Genomic DNA, 16593 nt, shown 5'->3' on the forward strand with positions numbered 1-16593 from the left:
AATTTTTTATTCCTTTGGTGGAATATTTTGTGAGGTAGAATTCTGGTTGGGAGGGCCGTCACCATGGCTAAGAAATTCGCTGAACTGCAAGCGCGCATGACGCCGCAATCCCGTGCCGAAGCCAAGCTGTTGTTCCAGCAGCACCTGCAGGAAATGCCACTGCATGAGCTGCGCAAAGCCCAGCAGTTAAGCCAGGCGAGCCTGGCTAAAGCACTGAACATCAACCAGGCGGCCGTCTCCAAGATGGAGCGGCGCACCGACATGTACATCAGCACGTTGCGCGACTATATCCGCGCGATGGGCGGCGAGTTGGAGATTATTGCCACGTTTCCCGATGGTCAGGTCAAGATCGACAATTTCGCCTGCTGAAAGCGGTTGCAGCTATCCAGAAGGTCATCCTTGTGAACCAACTTCTCGCCATGCGTGCCTTTGTTCGCGTCGTCGAAACCAGCTCATTCAGTCGTGCATCCGACCAGTTGGCGCTGCCGCGCTCCACCGTGAGCAAGCTGATCACCGACCTTGAGAAGCACCTCGGCATCAAGCTGATGCACCGCACCACACGGGCTCTGGCGCCAACGTCCGAGGGGTTGGAGTATTACCAACATGCCCGGCGGCTGGTCGCAGAATTGGACGAAGTGGATAGCGCCATCCGCGGGCAAGTCCTCAAGCCCGGCGGGCATCTGCGGGTGGATGCGCCTGCGTCGTTTGCCAATTGCCTGCTGATTCCGGCGCTGGTGGATTTTCATCGCGAGTATCCCGATATCACCATTGCCTTGGGTATCAGTGATCGTTCGGTGAATATTGTGGGGGAAGGGGTGGACTGCGTGATCCGCGCCGGCAAGTTGGATGACATGGCGATGATCGGGCGCAAGGTGACCGACCTGGAGTATTTGACCTGCGCGGCCCCTGATTACCTGGAGCGCCGAGGTGTGCCGCTTTCCCCGGAGGATCTGGCGCACAACCATCTCAAGGCCGGCTATTTTTTTGCCGGATCCGGTAAGGCGGAGCCACTGATTTTCGAGCAGGGCGACAGGCGCATCGAAGTGGGCGATTGCGCCTATTCCACCAATGAAGGTAACGGCCTCAAGGAAATGCTGCTCGCCGGCTTGGGCGTCGGGCAGCATTTCAAAGCCATCGTTCAGTACTACGTGGACAACGGCCAATTGGTCAGTGTGCTGCCGCAGTGGTCGCGTCCAGCCACGCCGCTGCACATCCTCTATCCACCCAATCGTCACCAGAGCGCGCGGCTCAAGGTGTTTGTCGAATGGGTGATCCGCAGGTTCGGGGTCAGGGAATAATCGCGGTCACGCGGATTTCCACGCGCATGGTCGGCAGGCCCAGGGCCTCGACGCCGACTTGCGTCCAGATCGGCGCATGGTGGGGCATGTACTGGCGGTAGTGTTTGACCATCGCTTCGTTGACTTCGGGCGGGAAACCGCCGACGTGGTAGGAGTTGACGTGAGTCACGTGCTCCCAACTGGCGCCGGCAGTAGCAAGGGTGCGTTCCAGGTTGTGGAACGCCTGGGCGATCTCGTCGACCAGGGCGGCGGGGATCTTGAACTCATCGTCCCAGCCCCCTTGGCCTGAGGTTTCCACGCGATTACCGATTTTTACCGCCTGCGAGTAATGCAGGTGCTCGCGCATGTAATCGCCGTAGCCGGGAGTGACAAAAAATTCAGGCGTGCTCATGGTATTTCCTTCGGTTCAGTACAGGACTGGACCCAAGCTAAAGCACTCAATACACGAACAAAATACCGAATTTATGCCATGACTATCTATCCATGTGGACAATCGGCTGCGGTTCCACGGGCGCGAGGTTGGCTGGCCTGCGGTACAGGCCTACAGCCAGCCCGACGATGATGATCCCGATAGAAATCAGGTTCGGCGTGGAAATGCGCTCATCCAGAATCAGCATCGAACTGGTGATACCGAACACCGGAATCAACAACGACAGCGGCGCCACGGTGGATACCGGGTACAGCTTGAGCAACGAGTTCCAGCCCCAGTAGGCAAAGTGCGTGGCCAGGTACACCTGGAACAGGATCGACAAAACCGCCGTCAGGTCGAGGCTGGCCTGCAAACCTTCGAACGCGGCGCTACCGTGCATCAACCAGGCCGTGAGGAACAGTGGGATCGGCGGGATCAGGCTGGCCCACACCATGAACGAGAAGATCTCCTTCACCCCGGATTTCTTGATGATCACGTTGCCCACGCTCCAGGCCACCGCGCTGAGCACGATCAGCATGACGCCCAGCACCGCGTGGTTACCTTCCTGGGTGGAGATGATTCCCGCCAGGCCGATCAAGGCCAGCACGGCGCCGAGCATCTGCGCGCCACGGATCTTTTCCTTGAACAGCAAAAAGCCCCAGCCCATGGTGAAGAACACGCTGAGTTGAATGATCAATGAGGCAATACCGGGGCTCACGCCCACCTGGATGCCATAGTTGATCACGCCCCACATGCCCAGCCCGAAGATGAAGCCATAGGCCGCCACGTAGCTGAACTTGACGGCGGGACGCTTGATAAAGAACACCAGCGGCAGGGCGGCAAGGGCGAAGCGGATACCCGTGAGTACAAACGGGTCGATGGCGCGCAGGCCGAGTTTGGTGATGGGGAAGTTGACGCCCCATACCAGGGTGACGAGCACGGCAAGAGACAGATGTTTTTTCAGCATGGACCCTCCTTGGGTCAGGCGGCACACCGCGATCGCGAGGTGCCGCCGGGAAGTCAGTTCAAGGCGAAGCGTTTTTGCATCAGGCACAGCCCGGCGATTTCCATCAGCAGGTTGTCTGCCGAAGCGCGTTGGGCGGTGGACAAGCTTGGCAGGGTTGCCAGCAAGGCGCGTACTTTACGCGGGTCGAAGAACGGTACGTTACTCAATGCCGGGCCGCTCAACACGTCGTTGATCATTTCATACAGCTTCGATTGCGGGCTTTCGGATGCCGGCGGGGCGCGGAAGTACTGCTTCTTGCGGTCCAGCACAGCCTGGGGCACGTAAGGGCGCATGGCTTCGCGCAACGCGTATTTCTCGGTGGCGCCGCGCACTTTCATGTTCACTGGCAGGCGGCACGCGGCCTCAATCACTTGGTGATCGAGCAGCGGTGGTCGACCTTCCAGGCTGCCGGCCATTTCCATGCGGTCGCCCAGGGAGGTGAGCACCACGTTGGGCAGGCTGGACTTGGCCACCATATACAGGGAACGGTTGACCGGCTCCCAGCCGTTGAGCGCCCGTGGGCTCAGGCGATCGTAGAACTCGCGATAGGCATCGGTATTGCTGAAACGCTCACGGAAGTCATCGCTGTACAACTGCGCCAGGGGGCCGAACAGCGCCGACTGGGTTTGCAGCCAGGACACGCCATGGCCCAGTTCGTCCTGCACCCATTTCACATCATTTTTGCCGCCGGGCAGGTAGCGATCTTCGCTGGCATGCAGGCGTCGGGTGAGTTCGGCGATCGCCGTCGGGTCCTGGTTTTCGTGGTTGTACAACACCATGTCGCGACGATAGTGCGGGTAGCCGCCGAAGACTTCGTCGGCACCTTCACCAGTGAGTACGGCGCGCATGCCCTGGTTCTGCACGTATTTGCACAGCAGGTACTTGGCCACGCTGTGAGCGTTGGCGAAGGGCATTTCGGCGTGCCACAGGGCATTTTCGAAGTTGTCCGCCATGTCGGAGGAGTTCACCGACAGCACATTGAGGTGGGCACGGTTATGCCGTGCGGCCACTTCGGCGTACTGGCGTTCGTCGTAGGCCTGCTCGCCTTCGAACGACAAGTGAAACGCCTGCAATGGCTGGCCGGTCAGCTCGGTGGCGATGCCGAGCATGGCCGACGAGTCGAGACCGCCACTCAGGCACACACCGACCGGTACATCGGCATGCAGGCGCAGGCGTACGGACTCTTCGATGGTGTTGCGCAGGGACTCGATCATCTCGGCTTCACTGCGCTGTTCGGTGGCTTGGGCATCCGGGAAGTCCCAGTCCCAGTACTGTTCGGTTTGCAGGCCGCTTTCATCGGCGATGATCCAGCAACCTGGTTTCACGCTGCGAATATTGTTGAACACAGTCCGGTCGCGCAGGATGAAACCGCGGTTGGCGTAGGCTTCGTGGTCCCACTGCGCGGGTACACCGGCTGCTAGCAAGGCTTTGATTTCGGAGGCGAAGTACCAGGCACCTTCATGCTCGGTGTAGTACAGCGGCTTGACGCCCACCCGGTCACGCACGGCAAACAGCTTTTTGCGCAGCCGATCGAAGATCAGGATGGTGAACTCGCCGCGCAGTTGCTTGAGGCCGCGTACGCCATGGCGGCGGTACAGGTGCATGGCGATTTCGCTGTCGGACGAGGTCTTGAAGCGGCAACCATCGCTCTCCAGTTCGGCGCGGATGCGTTGATAGTCATAGAACTCGCCGTTGACCATCATCACCAAGTCGCCTTCGTCGGCCACGATAGGCTGGGTGCCGTTACCCAGGCCGACCAGTCCCAGGCGCACATAGCCAAAGGCGGCCTGGCCTTGGGGGTCGAACCATTGGCTGGAGCTGTCCGGGCCGCGATGATGGATTGCACGCAGGGCGGCATCGAACATGTTCGGGTTGAACGCACGAGGTTGTTTGGCAAAGACGCCAATGTATCCACACATGACAATTACTCTATTGAATTTGTATTGATCAGCAGCACGCTGGTTTCAAACGGTGGTGACCGGTTCGCTCATCGCTGGCAGCTCAGGCAGCACCGCGTCGGGGTGTATGCCAATGGAGCTGAGGATCTCGGGCATGGCCGAGTAGTCCGCTTCGCCGGTCTCGGTAAATTGAGTCGGTAGTAGCAGCGATTGGTCGCCGAACACTTCGAGCAGTTGCGGCAGGATGATTCGCCACGCCGAAATCTCGCGCATCGGGAAGATCCGGATGGAGTTGGCGATGCCGCGGGTGAACAAGGCGGTTTGCTGCGCGGTGAAGTCTCCGACCACCTGCTGCACGAACAGCGGGAAGATGTGCTTGTGCACCAGCTCGTCTTTTTTGTGCAGGGCCACCACATGGCGAAACACCGGTTGGATCTCCGGCGCGTCGCTGAGGTCGGCCAGGTAGTCGCTGATAAACGTTTCCGAGACCAGCGAGAAGGCCAGGCGGTAGATCTTGAAATCCGCTTCGGACAAGGTGGCCTGGGCCTGGTTCAGGTGGCGGGTCAGTTCCAGCTCCGGCCATTTGATGCGCATGCCACGCTGGGTAATTGCCAGCTCACACATGTTGATCGAAAACAGCGTGTGATAAGCCTCATCCGCCAGGGTTTCGGAAATCGTCGCGGCGCTGGCGGAGCTCAGGCGCGGGCCCAACTGCAGCAGGTCGATGCAGGACGGGCAAATGATTTCGGTTTCGATGGCGATGGTTTTCTGGTTATAGATCACCCAGCCGGCCGACAGGATCAGCAGTTTCAGGGCGTGGGGGTAGTGCTGGTAATGCGGATCATGGGCGAAAGGTAACAGGGCCTCGAGAAAGTCCGGCGCCTGCAGGTCAAGCTGGATATCCGGCCGTTGGGAATCGAGCTTGATCTGTGCGCGTTTGTGCCAGCTGCGTTCGATTTTGATCAATCGTTCATCGGTCGCGTCATTGCTGCGATAAAGATCGTCTTGAGTGCTGTGCTGAAACATGGTTTCACCGGGTTGATAGTGAGTTGTGAAGGCCATCCATGGTTTGCCGAGGTGCGCTCGGCAACGTTCACGACCGGGAGTTACACCGCTGGCGCGGTCTGGATCTTGTCCTTCTTGCGATCCAGGAAGTCCGCCAGGCGATCCTGTGTGCGGATGTCCGAAGACACCACGGCAGCAATCAAGGCTTCCGTCATCAGGCCGTCCTGCTGGCTTTGATCGACAATGCGCGGCAGCACGTGGGTTACCGCGTAGTTGGTCATGGGCAGGTTGCCGGCGATCTTGTGCGCCAACTCGGTGGCCTTGAGTACCGCCTGGCCGACCGGCACCAGGTACTGGGCTACGCCGCGCTCATAGCTTTCCTTGGCGTAGAGCGTGCGGCCGGTGAGCATCATGTCGGTCATCAGGGCGATGCCGGCGATGCGTGGGAAGCGCACCGAGGCGCCGACGCCGACGTACAGGCCACGCATCGCCTCGGGCAGCGAGAAGAAGGCGCTGTCATCCACCACGCGCAGGCTGCAGGCCGTGGCGATTTCCAGGCCACCACCGATGGCGGCACCGGTAATGGCGGCGACGACGGGCACCTTGCCGAACTGGATCAGTTCAAAGGTTTTGTGCCATTCGCGGAAGGCCTGGACGTTGTCGATGACCGATTGGTCGCGGATCTCCGACAAGTCCAGCCCCGTGCAGAAATGCTGGCTGGTGCTGTAGAGCACGGCGGCACCAATGCCTTCAGGCATATTGGTGAAGGTATCGCGCAGTTCGTGCATGACTTCCAGAGACATGGCGTTTCGCTTCTGCGGGCGGTTGAGACCCACCATCAGAACGGCGCCGTCTACTCGTACGTCCAAGTAGTTTTTGACACTCATTTTCCGAATATCCCTTCGAGATGAACCCAACTTGGGGAGCGACGATTCTAGGTGGCAGAGTAGTGGCCCGCTTGCTATGTCAGGTCATACTTTGACAAAATCGGGCCATGCCGCCGACCTTCACTTATTCCCCGTACGAACCCGACAGCCCCGAAGCGGTGGTGACGCTGCGCGAGTACCCGTCCGGCACGGTGTTTCCACGGCATACCCATCGCCGTGGGCAGTTCGCTTATGCGTCCACTGGTGCGCTGAAAATGTTCACTGACCTTGGTAACTGGGTCGTACCGCCGCAGCGCGCGATCTGGGTGCCAGGCGGCGTCTCCCATGAGATGCACATGCGAGGTGATGTGGTGATGCTCAATACTTACCTGGACGACGACGCGGCCCGGCGCGCAGGGTTGCAGGACTATTGCCAGGTATTTGGCGTCTCGCCGCTGTTGCGCCATCTCCTGGAAGCGGCGCTGGCGATTGGGCCATCGGCCTCGCCCAGTGTTCGCGATCGCTGCGTGCTGACCCTGTTGATCGATGAAATCGGCGCCATGCCCGAGTTGCCCCTCAGTGCGCCGTTGCCCTCCGAAGCACGTCTGGCCCGTTCTTGTCAGCGCTTTCTCGAAGCCCCGACGCAGAAGATCTCCATCTGCGAGATGGCCGACTGGTCGAGCATGAGCCGACGCACCTTCACTCGTAACTTCCGTGAATGCACGGGCATGACCTTTGTGTCCTGGCGCCAGCAGGTTTGCCTGTTGGAGGCGACGGCGCGGCTCAGTCATGGCTCGTCCATCACCGATGTGGCGTTCGAGTTGGGGTTCAGCAGTTCCAGCGCGTTCACTTCGGTATTCCGCCGCAATCTGGGCGATTCACCGGCGCGCTACCTGGCCAAGTCCAAGGCCGCCTCCCTGTTCTGAAAGGACGAAGAGGCCAATGCGGTGCATTTTCCCCCAGCGGTACGACGTTGAACCCCGCCCTTTGTTACTATCGCCGTCCCTTGTCACCAGGAGTCATTGCCCCATGCAGCACCAGTGGGATGAAATGCACCGCACCCGCAAGCCCACGTTCTTGATGTGTGGTGAGCCCCAGGGCGATGTGCTTAATCTCTATGTCCACGGTTATTCGGCGTTCTTCAACCGACAACAGCTGGGCAGCTTCAAGGCGCAGTTGGCGGGCGTCGAAGGCTCCACCAACCTGATGCTGTTCTGGCCGGCGGGGCATTTCCTGGAGAACCTGTTTGCACCGTTCAAGGATGTGATCGGCGCAATGCTTGGCGGCGGCAGCCTGGGCGCGGCGACTGTCGGGGTGGGCAAGGCAATTGCGTATTTCCTCGATCACTACAAAAGCGTCGAGGCACGGGTAGACGAGGTCGCCAGGAGCTTGCTGCCCGAATTGGCCAATTACCTGCACGGCGAGTCCCTGGCAGTCCGGCGTATCAACCTGATTGGCCATTCCCTTGGCGCACGCATTCTGGTCAAAAGCCTGCTCGCCAATCCCGAGACCGCCCGTGAACTGCCATTGGACAATCTGCTGTTGATGGGCGGGGCGATCTGCACGTCGAGTCCGTGGGATGATGTATCGGCGCCGCTCAACGGGCGCGTGATCAATTGCCACTCCAGCAAAGACTGGGCGCTGGCCCTGAAACCGGATACCGAGCGTTGCATCGGCCGCTATGCGATCCCGGTGACGCCGGCGCTCAAGGCCAAGGTCACCAACGTGCACTTGGCGACCTTCGATCATGCCGCCTACTGGCCTCAGTTGCAGACGGTGGTGCAGTACACCGACCTGTTGCACGAGCGGCGCGGCATGATCCGCTCCGACCAGCGCAGCCCGCAGGTGCGTTTTGCCGAAGAGGACGCGGAGCTGTTTCCGGCGCTGGTGCAGGCGCGGCCCGAGGAGTTGAAGTTTCTCGCTGAACTGATGGCGCAAAAGCGCAGTGCGACTATCGACGCCACAGTGCGCGAGCCGCTCAAGCTGGCCATCGAGTTGCAGCGCATGGGCGGCGATACCTTTATGAACCTGGCCCGTGGCCACGGCGTGAGTTACCGCCAGATCGCCGAAGATGTGGTGCAGCGGCTGGGTATCAAGTTCGATGAGCCGCTCAATACCGTCGAATTGGCCGACCTTGAAGCCCAGGTCGCCGAAAAGCTCATCGAGCAGTACAAGGACAAACTCAGCAACGCCGATCGCCAGGTGTTCGACGCCGAACTCAAGGCCGCCGCGCAAAAGGAGCAGGGCTTGTTCAACCGTTTCGATGTCGGCCGATCGGCGACCACCGCGTTGAGCGGCACGGCGCTCGCCGGGTTGACCGGTTTTATCCTGCGTCGTGGCGCGGCCACGGCCATCCCGGTAGTGGGCCAGGCACTGGCCGCAGCGATGCTGCTGGTGAGCGGGGTCCGGGCGTTTTCCGGCCCGGCGTATTCAATCACCACCCTGGCGGTGCTTGTGATAGGTGTGATCCGCCAGCGCATGGAGCGTGAAGCGTTGAACCAGGAGATGGACCTGGTGGTGCAAGTGGTCGAAGCGTTCGACTTGCCGCGGGAGACGGTGATGCGCACGGTCGCATCCGACTGATAAGCTGCGTCTCTATCGAGTGTGTTTGCCTGGGATACCGCGTGAAACTCAGCCTGCCAAAAATCGCTACCGCCCCGTTCTGCCCGCCGGAAGTGGCCGGTTCTGTTGCCGTTGATCCCAACGCTTCGTTTTTCAAACGCATCCTCATGTTTGCCGGGCCTGGGCTGCTGATCTCCATCGGCTACATGGACCCCGGCAATTGGGCCACGGCCATCGAGGCCGGCTCGCGCTACGGTTACAACCTGTTGTTTGTGGTGCTGCTGGCCAGCCTGGCAGGGATGGCAGTGCAGTGCCTGTGCTCGCGGTTGGGCATTGCCACCGGAAAAGACCTGGCGCAACTGTGCCGCGAGCGCTACAGCAAGCGATCCGCACGCACCCAGTGGGTGCTTGCGGAAATCTCCATCATTGCCACCGACCTCGCCGAAGTACTCGGCTGTGCCCTGGCCTTTCACCTGCTGCTCGGGGTGTCGCTGACCACCGGCATTGTCATAACCGCCTTCGACACGCTGCTGATCCTGGCCCTGCAAAATCGGGGTTTCCGCCGCCTGGAAGCGATCATGCTGGCGCTGGTAGCAACTATCGGCGTGTGTTTCTTCATCGAGCTGGTACTGATCAAACCTTACTGGCCGGACGTGTTCAGTGGTTTCACCCCGTCACTGTCGGCCATCAGCGATGCTGCACCGCTGTATTTGGCCATCGGCATCCTCGGTGCCACGGTGATGCCTCATAACCTCTACCTGCACAGCTCCATCGTGCAAACCCGCCTGATCGGCAAGGATCTGGCCAGCAAACAGGACGCGGTCAAGCTGGCGCGTATCGACACCATTGGCTCGCTAGCGCTGGCGCTGTTGGTCAACGCCGCGATCCTGGTGCTCGCTGCCGCAGCCTTCCACAAGACCGGCCACACTGACGTGGTCGAGATACAGGATGCCTACCACCTGCTTGATCCGCTGGTTGGTGGTGCCTTCGCCAGTATTCTGTTTGGCATTGCCTTGCTGGCCTCCGGGCAAAGCTCCACCTTTACCGGCACCATCGCCGGGCAGGTGATCATGGAGGGCTACCTCAACCTGCGTATTCCCTGCTGGCAGCGGCGTTTGATCACCCGTGGCCTGGCGCTGATCCCTGCGTTCCTGGGGGTATGGCTGATGGGCGACGATGCCATCGGCAAATTGCTGATCCTCAGCCAGGTGGTGCTCAGCCTGCAGTTGCCGTTCGCGCTGTATCCGCTGATCCGCATGACCGGTGACAAGCAACTGATGGGGCCGTTCGTGAATCGGTTGCCGACACGCTTGCTGGCGTGGTTTCTGTTTGCGGTGATCAGTGGGGCGAATGCCTGGTTGATTGGGCAGTGGGTGTTCTGAGTGGCAGTTCAGGTTGGGTAAAAAGACCTTCGTTCAAATGCATTCAGCGTATCCTCCGGAAGTAGTGCATCAAAGTCTTCAGGTATTACCCATTTACCTTTCATCGCGCCGATCCGCGGCTGAGGTGAGGGTTCTATGGCGATGAGCCTAGCTAGTGCAGGTCCATGCTGGGTGATCGTTATGGGTTGCCCGGCACTGGCTTGATGAACCAGGTTTGAAAAGTCTGCCTCGGCTTGATCTAGCGTGACCGTAATTTCTACGCATGTCGGTTTCATGGCTCTCTCCATCGTGGAAGTTGCCTCAGTCTGTCGCAACGCTCTGAGCGCAAAAATACTGGCCAGTAAAATCAGACCGGAACTACTTTTTGCAGTGGGAAATGCCTTCAGTGACGCGTCTGCCTAAGTCACCGATCCCAATACGGCACCCCTCCAAAACATTCCACAAAATAATCAATCACCGTCCGCACCTTCAGCGACAAGCGCCGGCTCCCCGGCCACAGTGCCGCAATCTGCTGCGGCTCCAATGTTGTCGCCACGTCGTACTCCGTCAGCACTGCCCGCAAAGCGCCCGCACGCAAACTGTCGCCGATCAACCACGACGGAAACACCACCAGCCCCAGCCCCTGCTCGGCGGCGTAGGTGAGCGTGTCGGCATGGTTGCCGGTGATCGGGCCCTTGACGCTATAAGGTGTCCAGTCGCCCTGGCCCTTGCGGAAAAACCAGCGTTGCTGGCCGGTAATGCCTTTGTAGGCCAGGCACTGGTGGTTGATCAGTTCGTCAGGATGTTGCGGTGCGCCGTGTCGGGCCAGGTAGGCCGGGCTGGCGGCGATGCGGAAGCGTTGAGGGGCGAAGATGCGCGCCTGCATGCTGGAGTCGTTGAGCACGCCGATGCGGAACAGCAGGTCGGTGCCGTCTTGCAGCGGGTCGACATAGGTGTCGGTTTGCTGGATATCCAGTTGCAGCTTCGGGTAACGCCGGCACAACTCGCCCAGCCAAGGAGAGAGATGGCGCTGGCCGAACACCATCGGCGCATTGATGCGCACCAGGCCGCTGGGTTCGCTTTCCTGTTCCTGCAGCGCCTGGCCGGCGGCTTCCAGTTGTTCCAGCATCAACCGCGCATGTCGCCCGAGCAAGCGCCCGGCTTCGGTAGGGCTGACGGCGCGGGTGTGCCGGTAGAGCAGTTGCTGGCCGAGGGCCTGTTCCATCAGCTGGATCTGCCGGGAGATAGAAGAGGGCGCCAGGCCCTCTCGGCGCGCCACTTCGGAAAAGCTGCCCAAGTCCAGTACGGCGACAAATAGGCGCAGCGCCTTGAAGCTCAGTTCATTCAAGCCTTGCATCGTGCCTCCAGGCTGTGCGTTTTGCGCAAAGGTGTTGTTGGTATGCTCCCATTTATCGCACAGGACGGCCACCGGATAATGCTCGCCATCCATTCCTTTGTTGATGTGCAGGTGGTGTATGCAAGCAAGTTCCATCGAGGGCGTGGCGTTAGCCAAGCCAAAAAAAAACGTCCTGCGGCTACTGCTTTTGCCGCTGGTGATCTTGGCTGGCATGGGTTTGTCGGTTGAAGCGGGCCTGCTCGGGCCATTGGGTGTGCAGGTGGGGCATTTGTGGGCGACGCTGAGCATCTTTGGTGTGGGCTCGGCCATCCTGTTTCTACTGCTGCTGTTCAGTGGCCCGCAAAAGGGCCCGGCGTTGTCCGAGTTGCCTCGCTGGCAGTTGATCGGCGGTTTGCTGGGGCCGATCTACGTGGTGGTGCTGACCCTGGCCACGCCACATATCGGCATTGCGATGACCATGATCGCGATTCTTTCGGGGCAAGTCGGCAAGAGCGTGCTGATCGATCATTTCGGCTGGTTTGGTGCGGCGCGCAAGCGGGTCAATGGCGAACGCTGGATTGCCCTGGCGCTGATTGTGGTGGCACTTGTTTTGATTGCGCGAGGTTAAGGCGATGAACCTGATTCTGTTACTGGTAGTGGTAGTCGCCGCAGGTGCGGTGTTGAGTGTGCAGGCTGCCATCAATGGTCGCCTGGGCCAGACGGTGGGTGTATTGCGCGGCAGCCTGGTGACCTTTGGGGTGGGCGCGATTGTCACTGCGTTGTTGATCCTGTTCTTTGAACCCGCCCAGGCGGTGAGCTTGCTGGATGTGCCGAAATGGCAACTCACGGGGGCCTTGTTCGGTGTGGTGTATATGATGGTGATGGTCGGCGCGGTGCCTGTCGTCGGCACGGCGGTGGCGACGGTGGCGGTGATCGTCGGGCAATTGGGCATGGGCATGCTGATCGACAACTTCGGTTGGCTGGGCAATCCGGCGATTGAATTGTCGGGTGCGCGGATTGTAGCGATGGTCTGCCTGGCCCTGGCGCTGGTGTTCATGTACCGCAGCAATACCCGCGCCGACTGACGGTTTGAACCATCGCTGACGGGCCGCAGTCACTCATTAAGGTGCCGGCGCCCGCCGCACCGGGACGACCAAGAAAAAGGAGTCTGACCATGCCAGATAAGACCTGTGCCTGCCCACACTGCAAGTGTGTGCTGGGAGCTGACGCGGTAATGAAGGACGGCAAGGGCTATTGCTGTCAGGGCTGTGCGGAGCACCATGCGCATGGTGAGCCGTGTGCGGCGGCTACCGGGTGCGAGTGCGCCAAATCCGCCAAAGGTTGACGTGTTTGCGGGAGCCGGCCAGCCGGCTCCTATTGGCGTTCGAGTTCGAGCCGCAGGCTATGGTCGGCCAGGTGTCGACGATGCTTCACCACGCCACGGGTACGTCGTCCCTCCAGCGCAAACACCACTGTCTGCGCATCACGTAGATCCTCCGGCAACGGTTGAAACACTTTCAGTACCGTCCCACCCGCTTGGTGTTGCAAGCTCATTTGGCATTCGACATGCCGGGTAACCGGCCCGAACAGGGTGTCTTGGGTGTAATCGATCCGTGCCATGCCGTTGATCGATGGTGTTGAATTCATCGTCTCTCTCCTTGATCAAGCCTGTAGCGCACGCTTCCGAGCTGCGCCGGTATAAGCCAATGATCTCCGTGGCCCGCAAAAATTCACTCGGATTGTCGAACGGTGGTCATTACCATGGCTTCTCACCCTTGATTGATGTGTACATCATGGCCCTGGCTGCGCCTCCCGACCTCAGTGATCACGCCGTCCCCGTGCAGCCCTTGGCGCGTACCTATCCGCGTGGACTGTACGTTGAGCCCCATAGCCATGACTGGGGCCAATTGCTCTACGCCATGAGCGGCGTGATGTGGGTCGAGACGCCGCGCGAAGCCTTGGTGGTGCCGCCGCAGCGTGCCGTCTGGCTGCCGCCCGGGGTGGAACACGGGATTCGCGTGGTGTCGGATTTGCAGATGCGCAATATCTACTTGCGTCCGGCACTGGCGGCCACATTGGACAGCCAGGTGCAGGTGATCGAGGTCGGTGGGTTGCTGCGTGAACTGATCGTCACACTGGTGGAGCAGGGCGATAACGGCGATGCAGCGTATTACGACGCCGTGGTCAGCCTGGCCTTGCTGGAATTGCAGCGGGCGCGCCGCTCGCAGATCCGCATCGCGATGCCGGTGGATGCCGACCGTCGACTGATCAGTGCGTGCCAGGCGGTCATGGCTGCGCCATCGCTGGAGATTGCTTTCGAACAGCATGCCGAAGCCGCCGGGGCCAGTGTGCGTACCTTGTCGCGGCTGTTCCAGAACAACCTGGGCATGGGCTTTGCCGAATGGCGCCGCCAGGTGCAACTGGCCACGGCGGTGGCGGAGTTGATCCAGGGCCAGCCGGTCAGTGCCATCGCGCGTTCCCTTGGCTATTCCCCCAGCAGTTTCAGCGACATGTTCCGCCGCGAACTCGGTATAGCGCCTTCGCAGTACGTCGGCTGAGGAGTTGGCCGAAATTCTGAAGCACTTGGCCGATGCTCCAGGAGCGTGCTCTCTACACTGGGCGCATCCATCCACAAGGCGCTACCCCCATGAACTACCTGATTTCCCTCGCCATCGGCCTGTTTGTCGGCGTGATCTATGGCGCCTTGGATTTCCGTTCGCCCGCACCGCCGGCCATCGCCCTGGTGGGCCTGATGGGCATGCTGCTGGGTGAAAAGCTCTGGCCCATGGGGCGACACCTGGTGGGCACTTGGTTCTCCTGATCTCTTTTTTCACTTCGATGGATATTGGCCATGAAAGCACTGCAATTTTCCGCCACCGGCGACCTCGCCGCCCTGCGCTTCGTTGATGTCGCCACCCCGTTGCCGGCCCCCGGTGACGTACTGGTGCAGGTCAAGGCCGCCGGCCTTAACCCCAGTGACGTCAAAAACGTGCTTGGTCGCTTTCCCTACACCACTTTGCCGCGCATTCCCGGTCGTGATTTTGCCGGTGTGGTGGTGGAGGGGCCGCAGGAACTGCTGGGCCAAGAGGTTTGGGGCACTGGCCGTGACCTGGGTTTTTTTGCCGACGGTTCCCACGCCCAGTACCTCACTGTGCCGGCCAAGGGCGTGGCGCATAAGCCCAGCCATTTGAGTTTTGCCCAGGCCGCCAGCCTCGGTGTGCCCTATACCACCGCCTGGGACGCCCTCGAGCGCAGTGGTGTGACCCAAGGCACGCGTCTGTTGGTGATCGGTGCCAATGGCGCGGTGGGCAGCGCCACCCTGGCCCTGGCAAAAATCCGTGGCGCCCAGGTGCTGGCCGCTGTACGTCGGCCAGAGCAGGTCGAGGTATTACAGGCGCAAGGTTGTGAAGCGATTACCTTAGGCAAACCGGAAGAGCTCGGTGCGCAGGTCAATGCGGTATTCAAGGGCGGCGCTGATGTGATCTTCGACACCACCGGTTTCTGGCTGCCGGCGGCCGTTGCAGGTTTGGCGCCGTTCGGTCGCATCGCGATCATCGCCGCGCCGGTGGACGGTCATGTACAACTGCCGGCCCTGGCGCTGTATCGCAAAGGCGGCTCGGTGGTGGGGATCAATTCGTTGCTCTACAACTGCGAGCAATGCGCGGTGATGCTGGAGCAGTTCGGGCGTTTCTTTGATGAGGGCTTGTTGCCGTTGCCCACCGGCCTGCGTGAAGTGACGCTGGCCGATGGGGTGCAGTGCTATGAAGCCGTGAATCAAGGCAGCGCAGACAAAATCATCTTCCTGCCTTGATCCTGACGGTCAGGCCTCGGGAACACCGTTCTCCCACGCCGACCAATTCTTGAGGATCGCCTGTACCAACGGGTTGCCCGTGCGGTACAGGTTTTCCAGCGCCGGCACAAAACCGCCCTGATCCGCGTACTTCAGCAGGTTGTCCACTTCGCTGTAGCCAGGGTACGGACGGTCGAAGTCCGAGCCTGCACGTACCACCGCCAGGCGCTGGATATCCACCAGACCTTCGCGACTGGCGCGCAGCAGGGCTTCGTAGGTGGAGTTGTCTTCCTGTTGGGTGGTGCAGTATTCGCCTTTGTTGTCGGTCAGCAACTTGGTCCAGACTTCGGCGCGTTCGCTCAGGCGTGTACCGGAAAACCAGGTGTTGCCCGCCAGGGTGTCGCAGCGGGTGACTTGCGGCGGTTGATTGGCCGGGGCGGCGGGGTAGTGTTTACGCCAGGCGGCGGACTCCTTGCTTTCGGTCAGCTCCACTTTTTGTGACAAGGCAAACGCCTTGGCCTGCAACTTGGGGTTCAGCTCAAACACTTCGGTCTTGTAGTCCAACGGTGGTTTTTCGTTGGGACCTTTGGTGTTGATGCCGATATAGCCCGTCGGCCAATCCTTGGGCGCATCCCGTGAATCCAGCTCCCACTGGGTGCCGAATTCCACCAGATAATGGGCCCAGGCTGCGGTGCCGATGGTGCCGTGCTTGGGGCTGATGCCGGCGATCCCGGCGATCAGGAAATAGCTCTTGCGCAGGTCGAATTTGGGCGACAAGGCCAAGGCCAGCGTGGACGCGGCGGCGTTGGTCTGGCCCATGCCAGTGACCAGCAGGCACACGTCCTGGGTGTTGCAGCGGATCACCGGGTATTCGGCGGACAGCCCTGGCACGCGGACTTCCTGCTTGAGTTCCAGGCGATCGATCCAGGTTTGCGCCTCAGGGGCGAACATGGTGATCAGCATCACCTTGGGTTTGATCGGTGCGGTATCGGCCAGCACCACGTGGGGCAGCAGCGCCAGGCCGACCGCCATGGAGAAACGTGTAAACGCGTTCATCTAAAG

At 60.5% G+C, this 16593-nt stretch carries 20 protein-coding genes; 11 read left to right on the forward strand and 9 right to left on the reverse strand.

The window, feature by feature from the left end:
* Positions 1-63: 63 nt before the first annotated feature.
* Both WH299_RS11965 and WH299_RS11970 read left to right on the forward strand, forming a co-directional pair.
* Positions 64-369 (forward strand): XRE family transcriptional regulator, encoded by a 306-nt coding sequence (locus WH299_RS11965; protein ID WP_122726305.1) that lies wholly within the window; start codon positions 64-66, stop codon positions 367-369.
* A 32-nt stretch (positions 370-401) separates the two neighbouring features.
* Positions 402-1298, forward strand: coding sequence for a LysR family transcriptional regulator (locus WH299_RS11970; RefSeq protein ID WP_323625471.1), 897 nt, complete (start codon positions 402-404; stop codon positions 1296-1298).
* On the opposite strand, the gene WH299_RS11975 is transcribed toward WH299_RS11970, so the two are convergent.
* From WH299_RS11975 to WH299_RS11995, 5 genes are all read right to left on the reverse strand, one after another.
* Complete coding sequence (locus tag WH299_RS11975; RefSeq protein WP_122726303.1) at positions 1288-1689, reverse strand: RidA family protein; 402 nt, start codon at positions 1687-1689, stop codon at positions 1288-1290. The genes WH299_RS11970 and WH299_RS11975 overlap by 11 nt on opposite strands.
* 82 nt (positions 1690-1771) lie before the next feature.
* Entirely contained in the window at positions 1772-2674 is a 903-nt protein-coding gene (locus tag WH299_RS11980; protein WP_028619795.1) for an EamA family transporter, read from the reverse strand.
* A gap of 53 nt (positions 2675-2727) precedes the next feature.
* A complete protein-coding gene (gene asnB / locus WH299_RS11985; RefSeq protein WP_339499994.1) occupies positions 2728-4632 on the reverse strand; it encodes an asparagine synthase (glutamine-hydrolyzing) in 1905 nt (634 codons plus the stop codon).
* 45 nt (positions 4633-4677) lie between these two features.
* Complete coding sequence (locus WH299_RS11990) at positions 4678-5637, reverse strand: diiron oxygenase (protein ID WP_122726299.1); 960 nt, start codon at positions 5635-5637, stop codon at positions 4678-4680.
* Between the two features lie 80 nt (positions 5638-5717).
* Positions 5718-6503 (reverse strand): crotonase/enoyl-CoA hydratase family protein, encoded by a 786-nt coding sequence (locus tag WH299_RS11995; RefSeq protein WP_016977256.1) that lies wholly within the window; start codon positions 6501-6503, stop codon positions 5718-5720.
* Between the two features lie 107 nt (positions 6504-6610).
* Between WH299_RS11995 and WH299_RS12000 the strand changes: the two genes are divergently transcribed.
* The 3 genes from WH299_RS12000 to WH299_RS12010 all read left to right on the forward strand — a co-directional run bounded on the left by WH299_RS12000 (position 6611) and on the right by WH299_RS12010 (position 10426).
* The gene (locus tag WH299_RS12000) at positions 6611-7408 is read left to right on the forward strand and encodes an AraC family transcriptional regulator (protein WP_028619798.1); all 798 of its coding nucleotides are present in this window, start codon (positions 6611-6613) and stop codon (positions 7406-7408) included.
* A gap of 103 nt (positions 7409-7511) precedes the next feature.
* A complete protein-coding gene (locus WH299_RS12005) occupies positions 7512-9065 on the forward strand; it encodes a DUF726 domain-containing protein (RefSeq protein ID WP_339550345.1) in 1554 nt (517 codons plus the stop codon).
* Between the two features lie 41 nt (positions 9066-9106).
* A complete protein-coding gene (locus WH299_RS12010) occupies positions 9107-10426 on the forward strand; it encodes an Nramp family divalent metal transporter (protein WP_339550346.1) in 1320 nt (439 codons plus the stop codon).
* Positions 10427-10434: 8 nt separating this feature from the next.
* Here the strand turns inward: WH299_RS12010 and WH299_RS12015 are convergent, their stop codons facing one another.
* Together WH299_RS12015 and WH299_RS12020 are read right to left on the reverse strand one after the other, a co-directional pair.
* Positions 10435-10701 (reverse strand): type II toxin-antitoxin system Phd/YefM family antitoxin, encoded by a 267-nt coding sequence (locus WH299_RS12015; protein WP_339550347.1) that lies wholly within the window; start codon positions 10699-10701, stop codon positions 10435-10437.
* Between the two features lie 128 nt (positions 10702-10829).
* Positions 10830-11762 (reverse strand): LysR family transcriptional regulator, encoded by a 933-nt coding sequence (locus tag WH299_RS12020; protein ID WP_028619803.1) that lies wholly within the window; start codon positions 11760-11762, stop codon positions 10830-10832.
* 118 nt (positions 11763-11880) lie between these two features.
* On the opposite strand from WH299_RS12020, the gene WH299_RS12025 reads away from it, so the two are divergent.
* The 3 genes from WH299_RS12025 to WH299_RS12035 all read left to right on the forward strand — a co-directional run bounded on the left by WH299_RS12025 (position 11881) and on the right by WH299_RS12035 (position 13086).
* Positions 11881-12369 (forward strand): DMT family transporter, encoded by a 489-nt coding sequence (locus WH299_RS12025; RefSeq protein ID WP_122726290.1) that lies wholly within the window; start codon positions 11881-11883, stop codon positions 12367-12369.
* Between the two features lie 4 nt (positions 12370-12373).
* Positions 12374-12826 (forward strand): DMT family transporter, encoded by a 453-nt coding sequence (locus tag WH299_RS12030; protein ID WP_028619805.1) that lies wholly within the window; start codon positions 12374-12376, stop codon positions 12824-12826.
* A gap of 89 nt (positions 12827-12915) precedes the next feature.
* Positions 12916-13086 carry a metallothionein gene (locus WH299_RS12035; RefSeq protein ID WP_016977247.1) on the forward strand — a complete coding sequence of 57 codons (171 nt, stop codon included), beginning with the start codon at positions 12916-12918 and terminating at the stop codon, positions 13084-13086.
* A 29-nt stretch (positions 13087-13115) separates the two neighbouring features.
* On the opposite strand, the gene WH299_RS12040 is transcribed toward WH299_RS12035, so the two are convergent.
* Entirely contained in the window at positions 13116-13388 is a 273-nt protein-coding gene (locus WH299_RS12040; protein ID WP_339550349.1) for a hypothetical protein, read from the reverse strand.
* A gap of 146 nt (positions 13389-13534) precedes the next feature.
* Between WH299_RS12040 and WH299_RS12045 the strand changes: the two genes are divergently transcribed.
* From WH299_RS12045 to WH299_RS12055, 3 genes are all read left to right on the forward strand, one after another.
* Positions 13535-14299, forward strand: coding sequence for an AraC family transcriptional regulator (locus WH299_RS12045; RefSeq protein ID WP_123476794.1), 765 nt, complete (start codon positions 13535-13537; stop codon positions 14297-14299).
* 89 nt (positions 14300-14388) lie between these two features.
* Positions 14389-14562: a DUF1427 family protein gene (locus WH299_RS12050; protein WP_123476614.1), complete on the forward strand. Its 174-nt coding sequence runs from the start codon at positions 14389-14391 to the stop codon at positions 14560-14562.
* A 30-nt stretch (positions 14563-14592) separates the two neighbouring features.
* On the forward strand, positions 14593-15552 hold the full coding sequence (locus tag WH299_RS12055; protein WP_339550351.1) for a quinone oxidoreductase family protein: 960 nt from the start codon (positions 14593-14595) through the stop codon (positions 15550-15552).
* Positions 15553-15561: 9 nt separating this feature from the next.
* Here the strand turns inward: WH299_RS12055 and WH299_RS12060 are convergent, their stop codons facing one another.
* Entirely contained in the window at positions 15562-16587 is a 1026-nt protein-coding gene (locus tag WH299_RS12060) for a purine-nucleoside phosphorylase (RefSeq protein WP_339550352.1), read from the reverse strand.
* Positions 16588-16593 lie beyond the last annotated feature (6 nt).

The organism is Pseudomonas sp. MYb541 (assembly GCF_037479595.1).
GTDB lineage: Bacteria > Pseudomonadota > Gammaproteobacteria > Pseudomonadales > Pseudomonadaceae > Aquipseudomonas > Aquipseudomonas canadensis.

Coding starts and splice junctions, on each gene's coding strand:
- WH299_RS11995 (WP_016977256.1), bottom strand. CDS start 6,503: ATGAGTGTCAAAAACTACTTGGACGTACGAGTAGACGGCGCCGTTCTG.
- WH299_RS12025 (WP_122726290.1), top strand. CDS start 11,881: ATGCAAGCAAGTTCCATCGAGGGCGTGGCGTTAGCCAAGCCAAAAAAA.
- asnB (WP_339499994.1), bottom strand. CDS start 4,632: ATGTGTGGATACATTGGCGTCTTTGCCAAACAACCTCGTGCGTTCAAC.
- WH299_RS12045 (WP_123476794.1), top strand. CDS start 13,535: ATGGCCCTGGCTGCGCCTCCCGACCTCAGTGATCACGCCGTCCCCGTG.
- WH299_RS12020 (WP_028619803.1), bottom strand. CDS start 11,762: ATGCAAGGCTTGAATGAACTGAGCTTCAAGGCGCTGCGCCTATTTGTC.
- WH299_RS11980 (WP_028619795.1), bottom strand. CDS start 2,674: ATGCTGAAAAAACATCTGTCTCTTGCCGTGCTCGTCACCCTGGTATGG.
- WH299_RS12015 (WP_339550347.1), bottom strand. CDS start 10,701: ATGAAACCGACATGCGTAGAAATTACGGTCACGCTAGATCAAGCCGAG.
- WH299_RS12040 (WP_339550349.1), bottom strand. CDS start 13,388: ATGAATTCAACACCATCGATCAACGGCATGGCACGGATCGATTACACC.
- WH299_RS12035 (WP_016977247.1), top strand. CDS start 12,916: ATGCCAGATAAGACCTGTGCCTGCCCACACTGCAAGTGTGTGCTGGGA.
- WH299_RS12030 (WP_028619805.1), top strand. CDS start 12,374: ATGAACCTGATTCTGTTACTGGTAGTGGTAGTCGCCGCAGGTGCGGTG.
- WH299_RS12060 (WP_339550352.1), bottom strand. CDS start 16,587: ATGAACGCGTTTACACGTTTCTCCATGGCGGTCGGCCTGGCGCTGCTG.
- WH299_RS12000 (WP_028619798.1), top strand. CDS start 6,611: ATGCCGCCGACCTTCACTTATTCCCCGTACGAACCCGACAGCCCCGAA.
- WH299_RS11965 (WP_122726305.1), top strand. CDS start 64: ATGGCTAAGAAATTCGCTGAACTGCAAGCGCGCATGACGCCGCAATCC.
- WH299_RS12005 (WP_339550345.1), top strand. CDS start 7,512: ATGCAGCACCAGTGGGATGAAATGCACCGCACCCGCAAGCCCACGTTC.
- WH299_RS12055 (WP_339550351.1), top strand. CDS start 14,593: ATGAAAGCACTGCAATTTTCCGCCACCGGCGACCTCGCCGCCCTGCGC.
- WH299_RS11990 (WP_122726299.1), bottom strand. CDS start 5,637: ATGTTTCAGCACAGCACTCAAGACGATCTTTATCGCAGCAATGACGCG.
- WH299_RS11975 (WP_122726303.1), bottom strand. CDS start 1,689: ATGAGCACGCCTGAATTTTTTGTCACTCCCGGCTACGGCGATTACATG.
- WH299_RS12050 (WP_123476614.1), top strand. CDS start 14,389: ATGAACTACCTGATTTCCCTCGCCATCGGCCTGTTTGTCGGCGTGATC.